Origin of the sequence: Serratia sp. JUb9 (genome assembly GCF_014298095.1) — a bacterium.
Lineage (GTDB): Bacteria > Pseudomonadota > Gammaproteobacteria > Enterobacterales > Enterobacteriaceae > Serratia_B > Serratia_B rhizosphaerae.
Genome location: NZ_CP060416.1, coordinates 1,052,191 through 1,074,330, shown reverse-complemented (window position 1 = coordinate 1,074,330; position 22,140 = coordinate 1,052,191). Strand labels below are relative to the sequence as shown.

Annotated in this window: 20 protein-coding genes; 5 read left to right on the top strand and 15 right to left on the bottom strand. The window is 55.4% G+C overall.

Going from position 1 to position 22,140, the window contains the following annotated elements; genetic code table 11:
* Positions 1-189 precede the first annotated feature (189 nt).
* The 12 genes from HF675_RS05105 to HF675_RS05050 form a co-directional block, all read right to left on the bottom strand.
* Positions 190-738 carry a tyrosine-type DNA invertase gene (locus HF675_RS05105; RefSeq protein WP_105232371.1) on the bottom strand — a complete coding sequence of 183 codons (549 nt, stop codon included), beginning with the start codon at positions 736-738 and terminating at the stop codon, positions 190-192.
* 609 nt (positions 739-1,347) lie between these two features.
* Entirely contained in the window at positions 1,348-2,079 is a 732-nt protein-coding gene (locus HF675_RS05100; RefSeq protein ID WP_172606257.1) for an SDR family NAD(P)-dependent oxidoreductase, read from the bottom strand.
* Between the two features lie 4 nt (positions 2,080-2,083).
* Positions 2,084-2,332, bottom strand: a complete 249-nt coding sequence (locus tag HF675_RS05095; RefSeq protein ID WP_105232372.1) for an acyl carrier protein — start codon at positions 2,330-2,332, stop codon at positions 2,084-2,086.
* Between the two features lie 36 nt (positions 2,333-2,368).
* A complete protein-coding gene (locus HF675_RS05090; RefSeq protein ID WP_187044197.1) occupies positions 2,369-3,172 on the bottom strand; it encodes a MaoC/PaaZ C-terminal domain-containing protein in 804 nt (267 codons plus the stop codon).
* Positions 3,162-4,424 (bottom strand): beta-ketoacyl synthase, encoded by a 1,263-nt coding sequence (locus HF675_RS05085; protein WP_105233503.1) that lies wholly within the window; start codon positions 4,422-4,424, stop codon positions 3,162-3,164. The genes HF675_RS05090 and HF675_RS05085 overlap by 11 nt, the downstream gene beginning before the upstream one ends.
* A complete protein-coding gene (locus tag HF675_RS05080; RefSeq protein ID WP_187044196.1) occupies positions 4,417-5,817 on the bottom strand; it encodes an efflux transporter outer membrane subunit in 1,401 nt (466 codons plus the stop codon). Before HF675_RS05080 ends, HF675_RS05085 begins: the two co-directional genes overlap by 8 nt.
* Entirely contained in the window at positions 5,814-7,763 is a 1,950-nt protein-coding gene (locus HF675_RS05075; RefSeq protein ID WP_187044195.1) for an ABC transporter permease, read from the bottom strand. The genes HF675_RS05080 and HF675_RS05075 overlap by 4 nt, the downstream gene beginning before the upstream one ends.
* Entirely contained in the window at positions 7,763-8,833 is a 1,071-nt protein-coding gene (locus HF675_RS05070; protein ID WP_370569840.1) for an efflux RND transporter periplasmic adaptor subunit, read from the bottom strand. The genes HF675_RS05075 and HF675_RS05070 overlap by 1 nt, the downstream gene beginning before the upstream one ends.
* An 83-nt stretch (positions 8,834-8,916) precedes the next feature.
* A complete protein-coding gene (locus HF675_RS05065) occupies positions 8,917-11,073 on the bottom strand; it encodes a peptidase domain-containing ABC transporter (protein ID WP_105232377.1) in 2,157 nt (718 codons plus the stop codon).
* A 22-nt stretch (positions 11,074-11,095) separates the two neighbouring features.
* Positions 11,096-12,043, bottom strand: a complete 948-nt coding sequence (locus HF675_RS05060) for an ABC transporter (protein ID WP_111736538.1) — start codon at positions 12,041-12,043, stop codon at positions 11,096-11,098.
* Positions 12,043-12,717 (bottom strand): thiol:disulfide interchange protein DsbA/DsbL, encoded by a 675-nt coding sequence (locus HF675_RS05055; protein WP_105233505.1) that lies wholly within the window; start codon positions 12,715-12,717, stop codon positions 12,043-12,045. The genes HF675_RS05060 and HF675_RS05055 overlap by 1 nt, the downstream gene beginning before the upstream one ends.
* A gap of 190 nt (positions 12,718-12,907) precedes the next feature.
* On the bottom strand, positions 12,908-13,108 hold the full coding sequence (locus HF675_RS05050) for a DUF4762 family protein (protein WP_105232379.1): 201 nt from the start codon (positions 13,106-13,108) through the stop codon (positions 12,908-12,910).
* A 476-nt stretch (positions 13,109-13,584) separates the two neighbouring features.
* On the opposite strand from HF675_RS05050, the gene HF675_RS05045 reads away from it, so the two are divergent.
* The 3 genes from HF675_RS05045 to lldD all read left to right on the top strand — a co-directional run bounded on the left by HF675_RS05045 (position 13,585) and on the right by lldD (position 17,604).
* On the top strand, positions 13,585-14,505 hold the full coding sequence (locus tag HF675_RS05045) for a LysR family transcriptional regulator (protein WP_187044194.1): 921 nt from the start codon (positions 13,585-13,587) through the stop codon (positions 14,503-14,505).
* A gap of 332 nt (positions 14,506-14,837) precedes the next feature.
* Positions 14,838-16,418: an L-lactate permease gene (locus HF675_RS05040; RefSeq protein ID WP_187044193.1), complete on the top strand. Its 1,581-nt coding sequence runs from the start codon at positions 14,838-14,840 to the stop codon at positions 16,416-16,418.
* A 46-nt stretch (positions 16,419-16,464) separates the two neighbouring features.
* Positions 16,465-17,604 (top strand): FMN-dependent L-lactate dehydrogenase LldD, encoded by a 1,140-nt coding sequence (gene lldD, locus HF675_RS05035; protein WP_187044192.1) that lies wholly within the window; start codon positions 16,465-16,467, stop codon positions 17,602-17,604.
* Positions 17,605-17,639: 35 nt separating this feature from the next.
* Here lldD and actS read toward each other — a convergent pair whose 3' ends face one another.
* On the bottom strand, positions 17,640-18,395 hold the full coding sequence (gene actS, locus HF675_RS05030; protein ID WP_105232383.1) for an amidase activator ActS: 756 nt from the start codon (positions 18,393-18,395) through the stop codon (positions 17,640-17,642).
* A gap of 179 nt (positions 18,396-18,574) precedes the next feature.
* Between actS and HF675_RS05025 the strand changes: the two genes are divergently transcribed.
* Positions 18,575-19,216 (top strand): glutathione S-transferase family protein, encoded by a 642-nt coding sequence (locus HF675_RS05025; protein WP_187044191.1) that lies wholly within the window; start codon positions 18,575-18,577, stop codon positions 19,214-19,216.
* Between the two features lie 45 nt (positions 19,217-19,261).
* Here the strand turns inward: HF675_RS05025 and HF675_RS05020 are convergent, their stop codons facing one another.
* Both HF675_RS05020 and HF675_RS05015 read right to left on the bottom strand, forming a co-directional pair.
* On the bottom strand, positions 19,262-20,701 hold the full coding sequence (locus HF675_RS05020; RefSeq protein ID WP_187044190.1) for a heavy metal sensor histidine kinase: 1,440 nt from the start codon (positions 20,699-20,701) through the stop codon (positions 19,262-19,264).
* Positions 20,698-21,369 (bottom strand): heavy metal response regulator transcription factor, encoded by a 672-nt coding sequence (locus HF675_RS05015; protein ID WP_111736533.1) that lies wholly within the window; start codon positions 21,367-21,369, stop codon positions 20,698-20,700. The genes HF675_RS05020 and HF675_RS05015 overlap by 4 nt, the downstream gene beginning before the upstream one ends.
* A 139-nt stretch (positions 21,370-21,508) precedes the next feature.
* Here HF675_RS05015 and HF675_RS05010 point away from each other — a divergent pair, with 139 nt between their 5' ends.
* On the top strand, positions 21,509-22,132 hold the full coding sequence (locus HF675_RS05010; RefSeq protein WP_187044189.1) for a DUF5666 domain-containing protein: 624 nt from the start codon (positions 21,509-21,511) through the stop codon (positions 22,130-22,132).
* Positions 22,133-22,140: the final 8 nt, after the last annotated feature.

The window sequence follows — 22,140 nt, the reverse complement described above, 5'->3', positions numbered from 1 at the left end:
GAGAATACTCCCTTCCCACCCAAGGTGATGGGCGACGGAAAAATCGCAGACAACACGATGTTTAAAAAGGATTTTTCACAGGAAATGCAATTCTGTCATTACGAGTGTTGACATTATTTGGGGGCGAATTTAGAGTATGTTGCAATTTAGTTCAAAATGACTCATTAGTAATATTTAGTAACTAGCTAGTTACCATACTTCTTTAAACCTCCCGGCGTTACTTGCCGTATATAATACGGTGTTCTGAATATTTCTATGGCCAAGATAATCCTGAATCAAGCGCGTATCAATTCCACGATCGGCTAATGCATATCCACAGCCATGGCGTAGCATATGAGGATGTGCGTTCACTTCCAAATTTGCGGCCTGGCTATAATTTCTAATCAGCCAGTAAATCCGCTGGCGAGACAGTCGGGAGCCACGGTTGGAAAGAAATAACCATTCGCTGTCTGCCCCACGGTAGGTTTTCCTCTTCGCCAACCAACGCTGCAAACATTTTCTTTCACGCACGTATACTGGATGAATGGTTGAAAAACCATTTTTTAAGCGATGAATATAAATATTCCCCCCTTCCAGATCGATGTCTGACAACCGCCAACTGTTGATCTCACTGACGCGGCACCCATGAATAAAACACATCCAAATCAAGCAGTAATCTCGCTCTGGATTCTTACCTCTCAGTGTTGCCTCAAGCAATTTCTCCACTTCGGATGGGGTTAGGTGTTTGCGGTTTTTCATAGTGCCTCATTGTTTCTCACAAAGGAAATGTGGATTTATTAATTCCCTCTTTATGTCCACAACTGATGTTTGGAGCCGTTACTCCATCTAAAAGGATAGATCCTCAATCCTGTGACGAGTATAGCGGATTTGTTTTCAGGGAACAGCCGCATACAGCTCTCCCCTGGAGGTGGGTGATTATTGACCTGTTAACGCGGATGTTTCTACCGGGATCAAAGGATTGATATTCCCCATAACGAACGAAAGATGGAGAATTTTAAAGTCGACATAAAATAGAGAAAATATGAACCCCGTAAAAACCAATATCAATAAAAACGGCTCCCCGGATTTTCCTATAAGGTCAGAGAAAAAATGGCGATAAAAAATAGCATTCCTACGCTAATAACAGAGAAAATTCTGAACGAACGGTAAAAAAACCTGAATAAACACCACATGACATTCACTATACTTATTTATCCCACGGCGAGGGTTAAATATGTCACAGATATATTTATCAAAATAAGCACTAGTATCATCAATAGTATCTATTCGAGCCAATTCGGATAAAAAAAAGGAACAAGCCAAGCTTGTTCCTTTTGAGCTGTCGTTGTCATACTGATAACGCGTCAGTCAGGCGGTTAGCCCTCCATCAAGCACCAACGCCTGTCCCGTCATATAACGGCTCTCTTCACCAATCATAAACGCCGTCACGCTCGCGACTTCCTGTGCTGTCCCCAGCCGCCGCAGCGGAACTTGTTTACGTAGCCCCTTTAACGCTTCCGGCGGCATATTACGCGTCATATCGCTGTCGATAATCCCCGGCAGCAGACAATTGACACGAATGCCAAAGCGCCCCAGTTCCTGAGCCAAGGAACGCCCCAACCCCACCATTGCCGCCTTACTGGCACCGTAGGCCGTTTGTCCTACATTACCTTTAATCGCACTGACCGAAGACATCAGCAACAGCGCGCCTTCCCCTTGCGATATCATTGCCGGCAACAGATGCTTATTCCAGTAGAAAACCGCATTAAGATTGGTTTCCATTACCTGACGCCAGGTATCCCCATGTTGCTGAATATGCAATCCGTCTAACGTAACGCCGGCATTATGAATAACCGCATGGGGGGCACCATAACGGGCCAGCAATTCAGGCGCCAGGCGGTCAACATCGTCTTGCTTACTGCCGTCACACTGATAACCAACCACCCAACCGGGTAAGCCGGTGCAGGCGGCAACCACCTCGTTACTGGCCAGCTCGCCGCTGCGCCAGGTAAAAACAATATTCCAGCGCTGTGCCAGTTCCTCCACCAGCGCACGGCCGATACCCCGGCTTCCGCCGGTCACTAACACCCAGTTATCCATCGGCTTACTTTTTCTGTTCGGCCAGAGCATGACACAGCTCGCCCAGCGTCATATTGGGATGCTCAATAAACATTTCCGCGTTCAACGTAGCGCCAAACTCCCTTTTCGCCAACACCATCATCTCGACATAGTCCAGGCTATCCAGCTTCAGCTGGTGCAGCGGCATATCAGGGGAAAGCTGAGATGAATCCAGATCTTTGGCATCACAAATCATCTCGCACAGGGTGTCATAAACTTGTTGATATCTTTCCATGATTAAATCCTTATTTATCAATGTTTTTATGCAATCTTACCGTTGCGTATAACTCGCCGTTTTTAACGTTACCGCAGTTGCCAGCAGAGGGCCTTGCGGCGTCCAGCACTGTACTTCTATCTGCACCACCAATCCGCTGTCGCCATCACCGACAATAAGCGGCGGCAAAATGGCGTAGTGCAAAACGCTCTCAACGCAGCCCAGTGATCCGGGCATAAACAAACTGGCGTGAAAATGCACGTCATGATGTGTCTGTACTACCGACAGTTGGGCAAAAACATCAATCAGCGTCTGCGCCTGCATTGTCGGCAATCGCTCTTTGATGGCCGACAAGATCTCCGTCGACGACACGATGCGTTGGAACAACAGAGCATCCAAAAAGCTCCACTGCAACAGCGCTGCCTCCGGAGTTCCTGGAAAGCGCCGCCGAAGCATCTCAACTTCCTGCCGTTCCAGCCGCTGAACAAGAGGTGCGTCAGTGATGTCAAACGCCGCAGAAGGGAGCAATTTGGCGCTGAAACAGCACTCATCGTTGCACTCATCCAACAGTCTGCCGCTTGCCTGATGCTCCGTGGTGGCGACGTCCAGGCGATAATCAAGTTCGCAGCGTACCGGCTGTCGCAGTCGGGCGCTAAAGCGGAAAAAATGCGCATCCGGCGATGCAGGCCGCAACCCCTCGCTTAGAGCCTGCTTCATATCCAGCATGGCGCGCATGCCGTGCACCGTCAGCCGCTCACTGCCAATCTTACGCGCCCATTGCAGGTCAAAATGTATCGGGTTGTAGTCTCCGGAAAATGCCGCCCATTGCTCCGCATCGCTACGCGTATAGTTAAACCGCATCGTTACCTCTGCCGATCACCAGTGCGGCATTGGCGCCGCCAAAGCCAAAACTCAGGTTTAGCGTGTGGCGCAACTTCGCCGCCCGGTGGCCTTCGCTGATGTAATCCAGATCGCAGGCCGGATCGGGACTTTTCAGGTTACAGGTCGCTGGCATCAGCTGATGTTGCATCGCCTGTAAGCAAATAATGGATTCAAAACTACCGGCGGCGGCGATAAGGTGGCCGGAATAAGACTTGGTGCTCGATAGCGGCGTGGTATATGCCGCCTTGCCAAAGGCCAGTTTAATTGCCTCGGTCTCATTAAGATCGTTCAGCGGCGTCGACGTCCCGTGCGCATTGATGTAATCCACGTCATGCACGCCAATACCGGCCTGCACCAACGCCCGCTGGATAGTTTTAACCCTGGCGACCTTATCGTCGGCCGGCGCGGTGAAATCAAACGCATCGGAATAGTTGCCGTAACCCTTTATCTCGCCGAGGATAACGGCGCCACGCGCCAGTGCGGCATCACGCTCTTCCAGGCACAGCACCGCCGCCCCTTCCGACAGCACAAACCCGTTGCGGTCCAGACTAAATGGGCAGCAGGCTTTGGCGGCATCCTGTTGTTCTCGCGCCAAAGCGCGCAATACGTCAATATCCCACACAGCCGGATCGGAGCGCAGCGATTCGCCCGCGCCTGCCAACATCATGGATGCTCGCCCGTGGCGAATCGCCTCAAACGCATCACCGATTGCAATAGTACCGGTGGCACAGGCGGCGATTGGCGTATTCTGATAGCCGCGCAGCCCCCACAGCAAACTGCAGGCGGCAGTCGCGACGTTCGGCATGGAAAGGAAACAGGCAAATGGCGATCCCAAGCCGCTGCGCTGATACATATCAAAATTGTCGTAACTTTCATCCTGCCCGGCCCAGCCGCTGCCGATAATCGCGCCGCACTCCAGCGGGTCGTAAGAATCGACGGGCGCAGCGCCCTGAAAGGCCATCTCGACGGCTTCTTTAGCCGCCCCAAGCGCCAAACGCGCAAAGCGCGGCAAGCGGCGGCGAATCGCCGCCGGTACCGACTTCAAATCAGGTTCTGACGCAACCAGTCCAAAGAAGCGCGACTGAATCCCCGCAGCGGACCGATCGTGATATTGATAGCCTAACCGGTAATCCATTATTGCCGCCCAGCTCTGCTGCGCATTCTCTCCCAGCGGCGTAACCGCCCCGTAGCCGGTAACCACTACCCGGCGTGGCGAAGACATGTTATTCATGAGCATTTCCCTTTGTCGTTACGTCCTTACCCACTGCGCCCCCTAATGCCAGCCATAATTTCATCGTGGCATTCAGGTAGTTGTATTGCATTTCCGCCAGGCTGTTTTCACTGCTCAGGCGAGCATCCTGTGCATCGATCAATGTTTGGAACGACACCGCACCAGCGCGGTATTGGCTCTCCGACAACGTCAGCCGCTGTTGGCTGAGCCGTAAGTTTTCCAGCAGGCGCTGCCTCTGTTGCTGATAACTCAACCGTTGCGCCATCGCGTTATCCACGTCAGAAAGCGCGTTATATACCGCACTACGAAACGTAATGATCTGCTGCTGCACATCAAGTTGGGCTTTTTCTACCGTTAACCTCATCGTGTTCCACTGCACGAAAGGCAACGCGACGCTGCTGCCCAGCGTTCTGATCGGCTGACTAAACCACTGCTGAAATATGGCGCTGCCGGCGCTCAGCGAAGCCGTCAACGACAGCGACGGATAAAAATTGAGCCGCGCTACATCAGAGCCGGCCAGCGCGGCACGCAAGCGCCTCTCTGCCCCCTGCACATCCGGCCTGCGGCCGATTACCGCCAGCGGCACGCTCGTTGCTATCGGTACCTCCTGGCTGATATCCAGCCCACGCAGCTCCGGCTGACGCACGTCTGGCGAGTTATTGAATAAAATAGCCAGAGCATTGCGCGCCGCTTCGCGCTGCTGCTGCAGGTTTCGCTGTTGATTTTCCCTGTCGTTCACCGATTGACGCGCCTGCAGGAGTTCAATTTGACTGGCGGCGCCGGCGGCATGACGTGCGCGCACCAGGCGGAGCGTCTCCTGTGCGTTAGTCATCATCGCTTGCTGCGCTTCAAGCTGCTGATTGAGCCTGGCAATCTGCCAATAATAGTCAGCAGTATTGCCAATCAGCGTCAGCGCAACGTTTTGCCGATCCTGTTCAGAAGCCTGCACCAACCAGCCGGCCTGCTCGCGCGTACGCGCCAGTTTTCCCCACAGATCCAGCTCATAGCTCAGGTTCAGTGAAGAGCGATAATCTTCACTCGCACTGCCGCCGCGCATCATTTGGCTGTTGCTGGCGCCGCCGCTCACCGTCACGTCCGGCGTCAGATTGGTTTTGCTCAACCCGGCTTCCAGGCGTGCCTGCTGCAACTGCAGGCACGCTTGCGCCAGATCGTTATTACTGCTTAATACGTTGGTTATCAGCTGCGAAAGCTGCGGATCGTTGAAGCTATCCCACCAATGTTCGCTATTTGCCAAATAAGCCGGCCCGGTAATCTCCGTACGCCACTGCGCCGGAACCGATACCGTTGGCTGTTGATATTCGCTTTTTACCAACGCGCCACAGCCGGACAACGTCAAGCTGCTCAACAGAACCACGATTATTTTCTGCCTCATTCGCGCGCCAGCGCCTCCGTAGGGTGAAGCCGCGCCGCATTACGCGCGGGGAAAAAGCCAAATCCCAGCCCGATAAGCGCGGAAAATCCACAGGCCAGCGCAATCGGCGGCCAGGTGAAGACCATCGTGAACTCATCGGTGAACCAGGAGAAAATAACGCCCGCCAACGTCGCGCCGGCGATGCCGACCATCCCCCCCAACGTGCAGATCACCATCGCCTCAATTAAAAACTGACGCATAATGTCCACCGGACGGGCGCCGACCGAGAGGCGGATACCGATTTCATGCGTCCGTTCGGTAACGGACACCAGCATGATATTCATTACGCCAACCCCGCCGACCAGCAGAGAAATGCCGGCAATCGCGGTGATCAACAGCTGCATGGAATCAGACGCCTGCTGAATGGTCTGCGTCATCTGGTCATTGCTTTGGGTAAAGAAGTCGCGGCGGCCGTGGAACACCTCCAACTGCTGCTCCACGTCTTTTTGCGCACGCGCCAACGGATAACCGTCGGCCACCCGCAGTGAGATAGATTCCAACGGCGCATCGCCCGCCAGACGCACCTGCAGCGAGGTATACGGCATCCAGGCATTGAGTCGTCCGCCCATAAACGGGCCCTTTTTCGTTGCGATGCCGCTCACGCGAAACGGCGTCCCGCCGATTTGTACGATCGCGCCGAGCGGTTGTTCGCCATCCGGAAACAGGGTTTTTGCCAGCTCTGCATCGATGACCACCACCGGTTCGCGCTCTTCAAGATCACGCTCGGTTAACGCATTGCCGCTGACCAGCGTCACGCCCTGCACATGAAAATAATCACCGCTGATGCCGGAGAGCGAGACCATCACCTCCTTTCCGCCGCGAATAATGCGAATATATTTATTAATCAGCGGCGAAATACCATCGATATAGGGCTGCTTTGCCAACATCTCCACGTCCTCTATCGTCAGCGAACGTTCGAAATCAGGACGCGGCTTATCCCAGCCAAGGCCGGGACGAATCTCTAACGAACTGGTGCCCAATTGGCTGATCTTTTCCAGAATGCTCTGTCGGGCGCCCTCTCCCACGGCGATAGCGGATACCACCGATGAGATCCCGATAATAATGCCGAGCATCGATAAAAAAGCGCGCACCCGATGGCCTAACAAAGAACGCCATGCCATACGCACGGCCTCGCGTACGCTTTGCCATAGGGGCGCGCGCCCGGTGGCCGCCGCCACAGGCAGAGCCTGAGGCTGCCCGCTCTGGGCGACGCCATCATTCAGACGGTCGTCAATAATTTCACCGTCGCTGATTTCAATAATGCGCTGCGCCTGTCTGGCAACGTCGCGATCGTGGGTCACGATGATGATGGTATGGCCACTCTGATGCAGCGAATGCAATATTCCCATCAGTTCCTGACCGCTGGCGCGGTCCAACGCTCCCGTCGGCTCATCGGCCAAAATAATTTCAGCACCGTTCATCAGGGCCCGGGCAACGCTGACCCGCTGCTGCTGACCACCGGAAAGCTGGGCCGGTTTGTATGCCATACGATGCGGCAATCCCAACCGCTGCAACAGGTACTCAGCCCGTTCCTGACGTTGATTCGTCGGCATTGCGGTATACAGCGCGGGAATAGCCACATTTTCCGCGGCATTCAGATAGGGCATCAGGTGATAACGCTGGAAAATAAAGCCGACATACTGGCTGCGCAGCTGTGCCAACTGCTCACCACTCGCTGACCGTGTCGACAGCGATTTAATGCGCATTTCGCCCGACGAAGGTTTATCCAGGCAGCCAATGATATTCATCAGGGTCGACTTACCGGATCCCGAGGCGCCGACGATAGCCACCATTTCTCCCGCGTTAATCGTCAGCGAGATATTTTTCAGCACCGCTACGGTTTCAGTGCCTGAAGAGAAACGGCGTGAAATGTCGTTTAACGCAATGATAGGTTCAGCGGCGGCCATTATTGCCCTCCTGCAATCTGCGTCAGCACCACTTTTTCCCCGTCTTTCAGCCCGCTTTTAACCTCGATAAACTGCCGGTCGCTGATACCGGTGACGATCGTGCGCGGCTCAAGCGTTGCGCCCCGCCGGACCTGTACCTGATAACGGTCTTTTCCCTGTGGCTGCCCGAGTGCCGCCAACGGGATCCGCAACGCATCTTTCTCCTGGTCGGTGATGATAAATACCTGCGCGGTCATCGACGTACGCAGCTGGCGCTCAAGGTTGGCAATGGCAAATACGCCGTTGTAGTACACCGCCGTCGGCTGCTGACTGGACGATGAGGCCGGACTGTCCTCCCGCAGTGCTTCATTCGGTGCCTCCTGCACCGAGCCCATCACGCTGTCATAACGGCGTTTGGGATCGGCCACGACATAGAACCACAGCGGTTGTCCGACACGTACTTTCAAAATATCGGTTTCTGAGATACGGGTATGCACCGTCATGGTGTCGGCATTCGCCAACACCAGAATCGTTGGCGCGCTCTGTGACGATACGATCGTCTGCCCCTCTTTGGTGACAATACCCAGCACTTCACCATCAATCGGCGCCAGAATGCGGGTATAGCCCAGGTTGGCCCTGGCCGTCTCCAGCGCCATTTCCATTTGCACGATTTGCGCTTCGTTCATCCGCACCTGGGCAACCTGGGTGGCGTATTGCGCCTGCGCCTTTTCCAAATCGCTTTTCACCCCGGCGCCATCGCGATCCAGCTGGCGTTGACGTTTTAGCTCCAGTTGATACTGCAGCAAGCTCGCTTCTGAAGCCTGTTTCTGCGCGACCGCACTTTGCAGCTGTGCTTCCGATTTACGAACTTCATTTTCCTGCAGCGTCGGATCAATCTCTGCCAGCAGTTGACCTTTGGTCACCCGGTCCCCCTGACTGACATACAGCTTGGTCAGCTGACCATTGACCTGTGCGCCGACGTTAACCTGCAGCGACGGTTTCAAAATACCGGTCGCTAATACGGTTTTTTCGATATCGCCGCGGCTGACTACGGCGGTGGGTTCAGGGATATGCTCTGCCGAGCTGCGCATGTAAAAACTGATGGCCGCCACAATGGCCATCGCCAGTAACAGCAGCAGCGCAAGAGCAGCTTTGCGATTTTTTCGTAACGGCATCAGCAGACCTCTCCGCACGGTATCGGCGAGGGTGCCGGCCGCACTGCTGATGACGTCATCGTCTCTATCCGGCCTTCCGCCATACGGTAAATCCGGTCAAACTTCGGCAGCACGCTTTCGCTGTGCGTCACCGTAATCAGCGTTTTTCCCTGCTCGCGACAGTGCGCCAGCAGGGTGTCCATCACCTGCTGAGCCGTCTCTTCATCCAGATTGGCGGTAGGCTCATCCAGTACCAGAACCGGACGGCCGCTGTACATGGCGCGCGCCAGCAGCAGCCGCTGGCGCTGCCCCAGCGACAGGCCGGCGTGACTTTCACGAATCAGCGCGTTCATGCCGCCCGGCAGCCTGGCGATCGCCGGTTCCAGGTTAAGCCCGCGCAGAGAGCGCTCAATCTCGGCTCTCCGGCCTTCATCAAAATCTTCATCAAACAGCGTGATATTTTGTAGAACAGAGGCGTTAAACAAAATATCCTCCTGGCTCTGCAGGAAAAACAGCGCGTGTGCCTGGTGATAGTCAATCGGGCCGTCATCCACGACGATATCGCCCTGCTGGGGAGGAATCAGGCCGCACATCACTTTCAACAGCGTACTTTTACCCGCACCGGACTCCCCGACAATGGCAATGCTTTCCCCCCGCCGCAGCGAAAACGACAGGCCCTGCAGCACCGGCTGCTGGGCATCATAGGCGAACACGATATCGTGGTACCCCAGGCTGCGGATAAACGGCGGCACGGCCGCTGGAACCGACGATGCCCCAGCCGACGTCGTCTCCCCCACAGGGAATAGGTCGCGCGCACGCTTATCTATCACGTGCAGCTGGTTTTTTTGCAAAATGGCAAAGAAGATTTTGGTGATATACGAGGTAAAAATCTCACGCACGAAGCTGTAGGCAAAAAACTCCCCCAGGCTTAACGCGCCGCTCTTTAGCAAAGGCAGAGCCAGCAACATAAAGAACACCATCTCCAGGCTGCCGATCAGCTGATAGATACTGCCCTTGATCTGCTCATAAACTTTCTGCTTTTGCCGGCAGGTGAACAGCGACAGCGCATACTGGGCAAACGCCCCTTTGCGCAGGCTGGCCAGCCCGGCGGATTTGATGGTGGAGAATCCCTGAATGGTCTCCAGAATAAAGTCGCTCTGTTCGGCGCTTTTTTCCTGCAGCTGCTGGGTATAGTAACGGTCGCGGTAAATGGCCCATACGCTGACCAGCCCCATCATCGTCACGCCGACGACGGATACCAGCGCCAGAAGCGGGCTCATATAGCACATCACTCCCAGCGCGATCGCCCCGACGATCCAGTCGGTACGCAGGCCGTTATCCAGCTCTATCTTTTGCCCGGCGGCCGACTGCCAGTTAGCAAAACGGCTGAATATTTCGCCGGGCGCGCGTTTATCAAAAAAGTTTAACGAGTTGGCTAACAGCCGGGAAAAACCGGCCACGCTGTTGAGCACCACGAACCGTTTGATAAAGCGTTCGGTAATCAGCCTTACGCCAAAGGCCAGCGAGGTGGAGATAACAAACGCCAACAGGTAATAAAAATAGGGGAAATCGGTCTCGCCGGCGCTTGAAAAAACGTCATTAATCGCGCTGCTGACCATCACCGGCATAATAAACAGCGTAAGAGATATCAGAAACGCCAGCGTCATCAGGCGATAGATGCCCGGCAGACGCGAGGTTTCCTGCATGCTCATACACTCCAGCGCGCTGAAACGCTGGCTGCGCTTCACACCGGCCAGCGCCGCGGCATCCGGCGGCGTTTCATGATCCAGCACCAGCGCATAGCCGCTGATTTCCTGTTTGAGCGCCTCCAGCGGCAGTAACTGCTGACCGATCGCCGGATTCATCACGCAGACGTGGTTGCCTTTACGATAGGCCAACAGAACGTAATGGCTGGCGCCGTAGTGTAAGATCGCCGGCAGCGGCAGCTCCGCCAGTTCCTGGTGCTCAAAGGATACCGGATAGGCTGGAATAGCCAATTCGCCGAGGATGGTGGTTAAGGTCGCCAGCGACATGCCGTGCTGGGAGGCAGGAAAACGCGTGCGCAACGCTTCCAGTGGCGCATCAATTCCCTGTGTTTCCGCCAGCATCGCAATACAGGCCAGGCCGCATTCGTTGGTTTCGCTTTGAAACACCTGCGTCGGGATTATCTTTTCCATGATCTTTTTTTACAGTTCCAGGTTATTCATTGATAAAAAACAACGAATGCGCATGCCAGAGCATCCAGGCTTCAGGGCGCTGTCGCAATGCGGTCTCAATAACCGTCGGCAACGCCTGCTGCAGTGCACTGGCCTCTACCGGCGGGAAAATATGAATCCTGATGCCGCGGTCATAGTAGAGGTAATAAAACACCACGCTGGCGGACAGCGCGCGCGCCAAACGCACCACGCCGCTGTGCACATTGGCAGGACGGTCAAACAATCGGCAAGGGAGTTTCGCCGTACGGGCACGGTTGGTGGTTACCGTATAATCCGGCGTAATATCCGGAAAAATAATGATATTGCGCTGATGGTCGGCCGCCTCCAGCAGCGCGGACGTCAGATTGCCGGCAATGGCGCGGTTATCATCATGGATCGAGCAATAGTCCAGATTAACGCCGCCCTGCCTGCGCGCCTGTTCCTGATATACCTCAGCGCCGGACGAGACGATCACCGTCGCTTTGCCGGGAAACACCTCGCCGCCCACCATCCCCGCCAGAATGTCGGAAACCATGTGCAGCGGCGCCAGTATCACTGGGGAACCGGCAGCATGCAGCGGCGAGACAACCTGATTCAGCTGGGCGCTGCAGGACGCCATCTGCGCCAGCAGTTGACGATTACGTCCGTAGGTCGCCGCCAACTCCAACACCTGCCGGCGACGCATCTGACGAATAAAGTCTACCTGCGGCCCGTCGCCTAGCAGGGAACGCTGATTGGCGCGCGCCACAGCGGCACGCCCCCGCAGTCCGCGATTGACGAACGGCAGCCAGCGGCTGGCCTCGCTCACCGCCAATGCCAGACGGTAATCGGTATGCCGCAGTATCAGACACAGCAGTCGGGCGCGCAGCCAAAGCACCCGATGCCACTGGCCGATCGCACGGTCCCACAGGTTACAGGCGCTCAGGTAGACCCATACCGCAAAGAAACGCATTACGGTTCCTGCGGGCTATCGTTTTTCAGCAGCGACAGCAACTTTTTGCTAAAGGTAGGAAAATCGCTATCCTGCTGAGCCAACCATTTTTTATTGACGATAAAACTCGGCGTCGCGTTCACTTTGTAGTAACTGCTCACCGCCGTCATATAAGCCAACAGGTCCTTGACCTCCTGCGACTGGCTGGCGCTGCGATAGTCAGTTCGATCGATACCGTTATCCAGCAGCCACTGCCCCAACTGCGCCGGGTCGCTGAGATCCTGGCGTTCTTTGATAATCGCCTGGTAGGCGCTTTCACGGTATTTATCTTCCAGTCCCATCACCGACAGCGTGGCGAACAGCGGCGCATAGGCGGACAGACCGCTGTTTTGCGGGTTGCCGATATGCAGGCGGACAAGTTTGCTGCCTGCCGGCAGCTGAGCCTCAAGGTCTTTCACATTGTTTTCATTGACCGCGCAGTAGTGGCAGCCATAAGAGAAGATCTCGACAATCGCATTGTCATCGGTTAACGGACTGTTTTTAATCTGCTCATCGCTGATAAACGTCAGCGCCGGTGCGTCATCGTCACTATGCGCACCCATCACAAAATAATGAATGTAAGCTGTCGTGATCAGTGAGGAGATAATAATAATAAATAATGTATATACGATAAAATAAAGTGGTTTTTTCAACATAATCATTCATCCTGAAAATTAACGCAGATCCATCACACTAAAAATGACAGGCTATCCTGTTATTTTTAGAATAAAACATACTGCGCATATGTTTTGAAATTCTGCAACACAAAAACCGGATGCAGCTAAAACACGCCGCATCCGTATAAACTTTAATTCACTGATATGAATTGATATCAGACAATATCAATTAGCCATCCCCACGGCACTGGTTTTCGTCGACTGCCGGGATAGATGTCTGGTGTATCTTACCGTATTTATCAGTACAGGAACGCACCAGGGTGCACACCTTGCTTGGATCGGTGCCAATCCATTCAAAACTGTCCGTGCAATTTTTTTTGCACTTACCGCCAATCACCGCTTCCGCTGCCGACAGGGTTACTTTTTTCATTGCTATATCCTTATGTTTAACTGCTACAAATTTACCATTGCTTCATCCTGAGGGGGATGATTATTTTCAATAAGCGTGGAAATAAGCCACATTTATTAAAATGTAGTTTCCTATTCATGGAGTTCTTCACATATAAAATCTGAGAGAAGAATAACCATCGAGAATAGGTAGATCAATAAGATTTTCATCTAATCATTACATCATGACTCAATTTAGCATGAGGCAATAACAGGATATTTCTCGGTTTCTGTCAGTTTAGTGGGGGAAAAATAAACTATGCATATATTTATGATTATATATCACATAAATATCATTGCAGGATAACTCTTATATAATCCTGATGAATCTTGGGATGCGATCTGCTCCGACCAGTATCTCAACTCAATCCGCCTAAAACTTACTCCATAACGGTTTGTTTCCCCGCCGTCAGCCCGTACACTATCCGCAACCACATTGATACAGGACAGCCGGCCGCTATGTTGCCAACCCATGAATACGCCAACGATCTGATACTCTTCGCGCTTATCGTCGATTGCGGCTCATTCAGCAAAGCGGCGGAAAGCGCCGGTATCACCAGTTCCGTCATCAGTAAACGTATCGGCAAGCTGGAAAAATCACTCGGCGCGCGGCTGCTATATCGCACCACCCGTAGCCTGACGCCAACCGAAAGCGGTGCGATGCTATACCATCATGCCAAAACCCTGAGCGCGCAAATGCAGGAGGCGCTGTATGCGGTCAGTGAAAAAAGCGAAGCGCTGACCGGCACCATACGGATGTCGGTGCCCACCATTTCCGGCGAACTGCTGCTCAGCGAAAGCGTCGCCGAATTTTGCGCACAGCATCCTGAGCTCAAGGTCGAAATGCGATTGGAAAATCGCTTTGTCGATCTGGTCAACGAAGGCATCGATTTAGCGATACGCACCGGCACCATGCCCGACTCCAGCCTGATCGCCAGGCACATTCTGGACTCGCGCTGGGTGATCGTCTGTTCCCCGGCCTACCTTGAACAACACCCGCAGCCGCAAACCACCGCCGATCTTTTGGCGCATAACTGTCTGACCTATACCTATCAAGAAAGCGGCACCGCCAACTGGCTGGTCAAACAGCCCGGCCACGACGATATTCAGGAACTGCAGGTCAACGGCAATCTTTCCGCCAATAATGCCCGCGCCATTCGCAAAGCGGTGATCGCCGGGCATGGCATCGCGATGGTTCCCCGCTGCATGGTGTATGAGGATTTGCAGGATGAAAAACTGGTGGAAATATTAAGTGGCCACTGCGGAAAAGTGCTCGGCGTCTATGCCGTTTACCCCTACACCCGTAATTTACCGTTAAAAACCCGCCTGCTAATCGAACATATCATTGGTAGTTATAAAAGGATCAGCCATTATTTTTGAAGGCCGTCACGTTATCGGCCGCCATTCTGGCAGCGGTGAGCGTTCGATTAGGTGATTTTAAGCGATAATCTATGGCTGATTGACGCCTAATAAATGTGACCACGCGCCTTTATCATACAATACCACACGTTAACCTAATGATTTAAATCACAATAAAACACGCACGCTTTCTCTTCTCATTCCAGCCGAATGCTCTGTTCTGTCCGTTCTACAATTGTTGCAAAAATGCAACGTAGAACATCGAATAATGTTGTGATTAGAATAATACCGTCGCAAACATTGACGATTTCCGATCGCCCTACCGCATAAAAATAATAATCGCTGAGGATCCTATGTCCCTGTTTTTCAGTATCGCTCCGATCATCTTATTGATATGGATGATGACGAAACACCAAGGCGTCCCCGCTTATATCGCTCTGCCGTTAACCGCCCTTGTGGTCTATGCTTTACAGCTGCTGTGGTTCAACGGCGACTTGCTCCTATTACATGCCAATGTGATTACCGCGCTGGTTGCGGTTTTCACCCCGATTACCATTATCGCCGGCGCTATTTTGCTCAATAAACTGATGCAAATCAGCGGGGCGGAAAACGTGGTGCGCAACTGGCTGGAAAATATCAGCCCCAACCCTGTCGCCCAGCTAATGATCATCGGCTGGGCGTTTGCTTTTATGATTGAGGGCGCCAGCGGCTTCGGCACACCGGCCGCTATCGCCGCGCCGATTCTGGTTGGGCTGGGGTTTAATCCGCTGCGCGTTGCTATCCTGACGCTGGTGATGAACTCGGTGCCGGTCTCTTTCGGCGCCGTGGGCACCCCGACCTGGTTCGGCTTTGCCAACCTGGGGCTGAGCGACGCCGACCTGCTGGAGATCGGCCGCCAAACCGCGTTAATCCACACCGTCGCCGGCCTGGTTATTCCGCTTCTGGCACTGCGCTTTATCGTTTCCTGGCGGCAGATCCGTCAAAACCTGCCGTTTATCCTGCTGAGTGCGCTGAGCTGCACGCTGCCTTACCTGTTGCTGGCGCAGGTTAACTACGAATTTCCGGCACTGCTGGGCGGCGCCATCGGTCTGGCATTATCGGTGTTGCTGGCCCGCGCCAATATCGGCTTGACGCGCGACAGAACCCCGTCCACCGCTCAGCCGGTACCCTTTGGCCAAGTACTTAAAGCCATGGCGCCGACGCTGCTGCTGATCGTGATTCTGATCGTCACGCGCATCCACCAACTGGGGCTGAAATCCCTGCTTAACAGCAGCGCCCTGCTGTGGCAGGGCAGCCTGGGATGGTTCGGTGAACTCAGCATCAGCAAGGCGCTGATTATTGAACTGCAGCAGGTATTGGGCACCAGCGCCCAGGCCAGTTATAAAACGCTGTACGTGCCGGCCCTGATTCCTTTCCTGCTGGTGGTGTTACTCGCCATTCCGCTGTTCAGATTAAGTGGGCAACAGGTACATCGGATCTTCGGTGATACCACCCGCAGTATCGGCAAGCCGTTTATCGCCCTGCTCGGTGCGCTGATTATGGTCAATCTGTTGATGCTGGGCGGGGATAACGCGCCGGTGATGATTATCGGCAGAGCGCTGGCCGACACCACCGGTGCCAGCTGGCTGCTGTTTTCCGCCCTTCTCGGCGCACTCGGCTCGTTCTTCTCCGGTTCGAATACCGTCTCCAACCTGACATTTGGCGGTATTCAGCACTCCATCGCCGTCAGCAGCGGTTTAAACGTCAACCTGACGCTGGCATTGCAGTCCGTAGGCGGCGCGATGGGCAATATGATTTGCCTGAACAATATCATCGCCGTCTGCTCAATCCTCGGCATTACTCAGGCCGAGGGCAAGATCATCAGAAAAACCATATTGCCCATGCTGGTTTATGGCGCAATCGCCGCCGGCATGGCGCTGATACTGGCATTCTGAGCGAATCACAGTAAGTTTAAGTTAACGATAAAGTAAGGGACGCATTATGATCATCTCCGCTTCAACCGACTACCGGGCCGCAGCACAGGCAAAACTTCCGCCTTTTCTGTTCCACTACATTGATGGCGGAGCCTATGCTGAACACACGCTACAGCGCAACACGGCGGATCTGGCCGAGATCGCCCTGCGCCAGCGCGTGCTGCGCAACATGTCCGAGCTAAGCCTGGAAACCACCCTGTTCGGCGAGAAACTGGCGATGCCGGTGGCGCTGGCGCCCGTCGGCCTGACCGGCATGTACGCACGGCGCGGTGAAGTGCAGGCGGCGCGCGCGGCCGCCAACAAGGGCATTCCCTTCACGCTGTCGACCGTCTCGGTCTGCCCGATCGAAGAGGTGGCACCGGCCATCAACCGGCCGATGTGGTTTCAGCTGTATGTGCTGAAAGATCGCGGATTTATGCGCAACGCGCTGGAGCGGGCGCAGGCGGCCGGAGTTAAAACCCTGGTGTTCACCGTCGATATGCCAGTTCCCGGCGCGCGCTACCGCGATGCGCACTCCGGCATGAGCGGCCCGAACGCCGCCATGCGCCGAATCTTACAGGCGATGACCCACCCGCAGTGGGCGTGGGATGTCGGTATCAACGGTAAACCGCACGACCTTGGCAACGTCTCCGCCTATCGCGGTACGCCAACCAGCCTGGAGGACTATATCGGCTGGCTCGGCGCCAACTTCGATCCGTCGATTTCCTGGAAAGATCTGGAGTGGATCCGCGAGTTCTGGCAGGGGCCGATGATCATTAAAGGCATTCTTGATCCTGAAGACGCCAAAGACGCCGTACGCTTCGGCGCTGACGGTATTGTGGTCTCCAACCACGGCGGCCGCCAGCTGGATGGCGTTCTTTCCACCGCCCGCGCTCTGCCGGCGATTGCCGATGCGGTCAAAGGCGATATCACCATTCTGACCGACTCCGGCATCCGCAACGGGCTGGATGTGGTGCGGATGATTGCGCTGGGCGCCGACAGCGTCCTGCTGGGGCGCGCCTTCGTGTACGCGCTGGCGGCGGCCGGCGAAGCCGGAGTGGCGAACCTGCTGGATCTGATTGATAAAGAAATGCGGGTCGCGATGACGCTGACCGGCGCCAAAACCATCGGCGAGATCACCCGGGATTCGCTGGTCAAAACGCTGTAAGTAAAAAGGGCCGGCGTAATTGCCGGCCCTTTCGTTTAACAGGAAGGAGCACGCCCCTGAGGCGGTAAATAACGTAGCGGATCCAGCGCCGTCGCGCGATAGCGAATCTGGAAATGCAGGCGGACAGAATTGGCGCCGCTGCTGCCCATGGTGGCAATTTTCTGCCCGGCTTTCACATCCTGCCCGTTACGCACCAGCGTAGTGTCGTTATGCGCATAGGCCGAAATAAAATCTTCACCATGCTTAATCATGATCAGGTTGCCGTAACCGCGCAGTTGGTTGCCGACATACACCACTTTGCCCTTGGAGCTGGCGTAAACCGGCTGCCCGCGGCGGCCCGCAATATCGATACCCTTATTACCACCGTCAGAGGTTGAGAAGCGGGCAACGATCTTGCCATCGGTCGGCCAACGCCAGCAGCGTGAGACGCCCGGCGGAGGCGTACTCTTCGTCAGCACGCTGCCGGAAGAGCGACCGCCGGATTTGCGGCTTGTGCTTTTCGCCGTCGTGCCGGGGCTGACTTTTAATTTTTGCCCGACGGCCAGACTATAAGGCGGACGGATATTGTTGGTGCGCGCCAGCGTGCTGACGTCATTGCCGGTAATCCAGGCGATGTAATACAGCGTATCGCCACGCTGGACGGTATAGGTACTGCCGCTGTAGCTGCCTTTAGGCAATTTATCATAATCACGGTTGTAGTTATTTTTGCCTGAGCAGCCCGCCAACAGCAGGCCAAGCGTCAGACACACCGCCAGACGGCGCCACGCCGCAGATATATTCCCTCTGCTCAAAACCTATCCTCAATCAGCCGTATGTCAATAATGGTATGCGCAAGGTGCATAATAACCGTCTATGTTAACACCTGAAAACGGGCAGTCAAAAAGCAGGCTTTCCCGCCATCATTCTATTTTCGACTTTTCTAATGGAGCGCTCCCGTTAGCGTACATCAATTGGCAAGAAGGACAGATTCATGCTGGAAGTTTGGGGAAGAAAGAGCTCATCCAATGTACAGGCGCTTATGTGGTGCATTGGCGAGCTGGGTTTACCGTATCAAAGACATGACGTCGGGCACCGATTCGGCGGCACGGACAGCGACGAATTTTATGCGCTGAACCCGAACCGTACCATCCCCGTACTCCGAGATGGCGCCGGTTTCCCGCCGCTGTGGGAAACCGGCGCCATCCTGCGCTATCTGGCAAACCGTTATGCGCCGGACGAATTCTGGCCCGCCGACTTAATCGCCAGAACCAATGTAGACCGCTGGATGGAATGGTCAAAACTGAACGTAGCGCTGCTGTTTACCGCGCCGATCTTTTGGCGCGTGGTGCGTACGCCCGCAGCTGAACGCGATCCCGCCGCGATCGACCAAGCGCTGCAGGCCTTTGAGAACAAACTGATGATTGCCGAACAGCGCCTCGCAGGCCAGACGTTTTTGGCTGGCGACACATTTTCCGCCGCAGATATCCAATTCGGGCACGTGCTGTATCGTTACTACGATATAGACATCGGCCGACAACCACTGCCAAACCTGCGCAGCTACTACGATCGGCTGACGGAACGCCCCGCCTTCCGCGAACACGTTATGGTGTCTTACGAAGCATTAAGGGCTTAATACGTCGTTAGCCGAAGGGAAACGGCGCATGACGGGAGCCGGTTTTTACCCTCTCCCGTCATGCGCCTCCTGCGGATTTGCCGGAAATAGCAGGCTGAACACGATTTGGGCGGCCGGCGGCTGCGGGTAACACTGGGCACAGGCCTCGCCACCGTGCAACGTCATGATGGCGCGTACAATTGACAGCCCAAGCCCGCTGGCTTGGCTGCTGCGTGCGGCGTCAGCACGATAGAACCGGTCGAACAGTTTATCCAGGTGTGCGGCGTCGATTGGCGCCCCCTGATTGATCACCCGTACCACGCACGCGTCACCCTCCGTCCCGGCCCGCAGTATGATTTGGCTGTTCCCATCGGCATAACGCACCGCATTGGCGACCAGATTGCTCAGCGCCCGCTGAAAAAGCATGGCATCGGCCCACAGCCGCCCGCCCCCTTGGCAAGTCAGCTGAATACCACGCTCTTCTGCCAAGCCTTCAAAGTAATCAGCCACCCGCTGCAGCTCCGCCGCCATATCCAGCGTGCGGTAATTCAGCGCGGATTGCGCGTTGCCGGCACGGGCCAGAAACAGAATATTCTCCACCATGCGTGAGATACGCTCCAATTCCTCCATATTGGTGGAGAGCAGGGTTTCATACTCTTCTACGCTGCGGGGCTGGTACAGGGCCACCTGACACTGGCCCATCAGAGCGCCTACCGGCGTGCGGATCTCATGCGCCAGATCGGCGGAGAACTGCGTCAAGCGCTGATAGCCGTCGTTTATCCGGTCAAGCATGGCGTTGAATGACACTATCAGCTGCCGCAGTTCCTGCGGCGCTCCGTGCACGCTAAGCCGGGTTGACAGCGTACTGGGCGCGATCGCCGCCGCCTGCGCCGCCATGCGCCTTAGTGGCCGCAGCTCACGGCGCATCACCCAGTATCCCAGCAGCGCAATGAGCGCGAAGGCCATCCCCACCGCCGCCAGCACGCGCCACAAATAACGCGCCAGCATTTTCTGTTCGTTGGCCATCACATGCGCCACCGAAATTTGCAGGACTTTGCCGTCCTCCAGTTTCACCAGCGCCGATGCCAGCCGGATCGGCACGCCCTGCGGCGTCTCTCCGGCGCGCACTGCCTTCAGCCGCTGCGGCTGACCGACCGGCGTTGGCACCACCGATGGCAGCGTCAGCCTGGCCGGGTTAACGTTGATTAACGGTTTTTGCCCCAGCAGCTGGAAGATCAGGACGTCCTGTTCGTTGCCCAGCATATTTTCGAACAACCCGGTATTGGCAACCAGCCGCTCCACTAAAAAGCGCTGACCCAGTAATTTCCGGTAATAGTCGATACGTCCGGTCACCTGCAGATCGCTGCGGTTGACCATTTCCTGACGCATCGCGCCATACAGGTAGCTGCCCGCAGCGCTGACCACCAGCGCCGCCACCACGGCGAACAGGATGGCGCTGCGTAACGTCAGGGACATCGTCCGCCAGCGCCGGGCCAACATACTCATGGACGCGCCTCGCAGACGTAGCCGATACCGCGCACGGTATGAATCAGTTTGATCGCAAATGGCCGGTCGATTTTGGCGCGCAGCCGCTTGATGGCGACATCCACCACGTTGGTATCGCTGTCAAAATTCATATCCCAGACCTGAGAGGCAATCATGGTGCGAGACAGCACCTCCCCCTCCCGCCGCACCAACAGATGCAGCAGCATAAACTCTTTATTGGTCAGCGGAATCAGCGTCTCCTGACGCATCACCTTGCGCCGCAGCACATCGATGTGCAGATCGGCGATCGCGTAGTGATCGGACTCACGCACCGTGCCGCGACGCAGCAGCGTGCGCAGGCGCAGCACCAGTTCGGTAAACGAAAACGGTTTGACCAGGTAATCATCGGCGCCCAGCTCAAGGCCGTGGATCCGGTCCTGCACGCCGTCGCGCGCCGTCAGAAACAGGATCGGCACATCGCTTTTCTTACGCAGCACCTCAATAATCTGCCAGCCATCAATTCCGGGCAGCATCACGTCCAGCACGATGGCATCGTAGCCATGCTCCAACGCCCGGAACAGGCCATCGGTGCCGTTACGCGCCAGATCAACGCCGTATCCGGCCTCCCCCAGCCCCTTTTTCAGGTAATCGCCGGTGCTGGTATCGTCTTCAACCACTAATATGCGCATTCTCACCACCTCACTCTTTCTGCAAACAGAGTAGCAGTTTCAGCCACGCGGCTTGATGACATTAATGTCATCAAACAGACATGGTGCTGTCCCAATCCTTCAACCATGCTTAATCGGCAATCAACCACAGGAGAACATTATGCTTACTCAACGTCGTATTGCCGGTTTACTGCTGTCCAGCCTGCTGATGTGCAGCGGCATCGCCGCCGCCCAAATGCCCGGCAAAGTCATCGCCCCGCTGCGCGGCACTATCGATCAGGTTTCCGATAGCAGCCTGCAGCTGACCGACCGTAAAGGGGAAAAAGTCAGCGTAAAACTCAATGACCAGACCAAAGTGCTGAGCGTATCGAAAGGGTCAACCGCCGATATCAAACCCGACAGCTTTATTGGCACCGCCGCCGTCCCACAGGCCGACGGCAGTCTAAAAGCGCTGGAGGTTCACGTCTTCGCCGCCAGCCTGCGCGGTTCCGGCGAAGGCCACTCCCCTTGGCAATCCGCCGATGGCAAAGTCGATACCATGACCAACGGCACCGTCGGTAAATTGGTGAACGCCAACGGCCGCACCCTGACGGTCAATTACAACAACCAGCAAAAAACCGTCATCGTGCCGGACGGTACGCCGATTGTGACGCTCGATCCCGGCGATCGCAGCCTGCTGCAGCCCGGCACCCATATCGTGCTGTTCTCTGCCGCTGACGACAAAGGTGAACGCGTCGCTACCCGAATTTCCGCCGGTAAAAACGGTACCGTACCGCCGATGTAATGCGGGAG

What these genes read in the sequence shown, in the direction of transcription:
- HF675_RS05105 (WP_105232371.1), bottom strand. Translation starts at nt 738, where the DNA reads ATGAAAAACCGCAAACACCTAACCCCATCCGAAGTGGAGAAATTGCTT.
- HF675_RS05100 (WP_172606257.1), bottom strand. Translation starts at nt 2,079, where the DNA reads ATGGATAACTGGGTGTTAGTGACCGGCGGAAGCCGGGGTATCGGCCGT.
- HF675_RS05095 (WP_105232372.1), bottom strand. Translation starts at nt 2,332, where the DNA reads ATGGAAAGATATCAACAAGTTTATGACACCCTGTGCGAGATGATTTGT.
- HF675_RS05090 (WP_187044197.1), bottom strand. Translation starts at nt 3,172, where the DNA reads ATGCGGTTTAACTATACGCGTAGCGATGCGGAGCAATGGGCGGCATTT.
- HF675_RS05085 (WP_105233503.1), bottom strand. Translation starts at nt 4,424, where the DNA reads ATGAATAACATGTCTTCGCCACGCCGGGTAGTGGTTACCGGCTACGGG.
- HF675_RS05080 (WP_187044196.1), bottom strand. Translation starts at nt 5,817, where the DNA reads ATGAGGCAGAAAATAATCGTGGTTCTGTTGAGCAGCTTGACGTTGTCC.
- HF675_RS05075 (WP_187044195.1), bottom strand. Translation starts at nt 7,763, where the DNA reads ATGGCCGCCGCTGAACCTATCATTGCGTTAAACGACATTTCACGCCGT.
- HF675_RS05070 (WP_370569840.1), bottom strand. Translation starts at nt 8,833, where the DNA reads ATGCGCAGCTCGGCAGAGCATATCCCTGAACCCACCGCCGTAGTCAGC.
- HF675_RS05065 (WP_105232377.1), bottom strand. Translation starts at nt 11,073, where the DNA reads ATGGAAAAGATAATCCCGACGCAGGTGTTTCAAAGCGAAACCAACGAA.
- HF675_RS05060 (WP_111736538.1), bottom strand. Translation starts at nt 12,043, where the DNA reads ATGCGTTTCTTTGCGGTATGGGTCTACCTGAGCGCCTGTAACCTGTGG.
- HF675_RS05055 (WP_105233505.1), bottom strand. Translation starts at nt 12,717, where the DNA reads ATGTTGAAAAAACCACTTTATTTTATCGTATATACATTATTTATTATT.
- HF675_RS05050 (WP_105232379.1), bottom strand. Translation starts at nt 13,108, where the DNA reads ATGAAAAAAGTAACCCTGTCGGCAGCGGAAGCGGTGATTGGCGGTAAG.
- HF675_RS05045 (WP_187044194.1), top strand. Translation starts at nt 13,585, where the DNA reads ATGTTGCCAACCCATGAATACGCCAACGATCTGATACTCTTCGCGCTT.
- HF675_RS05040 (WP_187044193.1), top strand. Translation starts at nt 14,838, where the DNA reads ATGTCCCTGTTTTTCAGTATCGCTCCGATCATCTTATTGATATGGATG.
- lldD (WP_187044192.1), top strand. Translation starts at nt 16,465, where the DNA reads ATGATCATCTCCGCTTCAACCGACTACCGGGCCGCAGCACAGGCAAAA.
- HF675_RS05025 (WP_187044191.1), top strand. Translation starts at nt 18,575, where the DNA reads ATGCTGGAAGTTTGGGGAAGAAAGAGCTCATCCAATGTACAGGCGCTT.
- HF675_RS05020 (WP_187044190.1), bottom strand. Translation starts at nt 20,701, where the DNA reads ATGAGTATGTTGGCCCGGCGCTGGCGGACGATGTCCCTGACGTTACGC.
- HF675_RS05015 (WP_111736533.1), bottom strand. Translation starts at nt 21,369, where the DNA reads ATGCGCATATTAGTGGTTGAAGACGATACCAGCACCGGCGATTACCTG.
- HF675_RS05010 (WP_187044189.1), top strand. Translation starts at nt 21,509, where the DNA reads ATGCTTACTCAACGTCGTATTGCCGGTTTACTGCTGTCCAGCCTGCTG.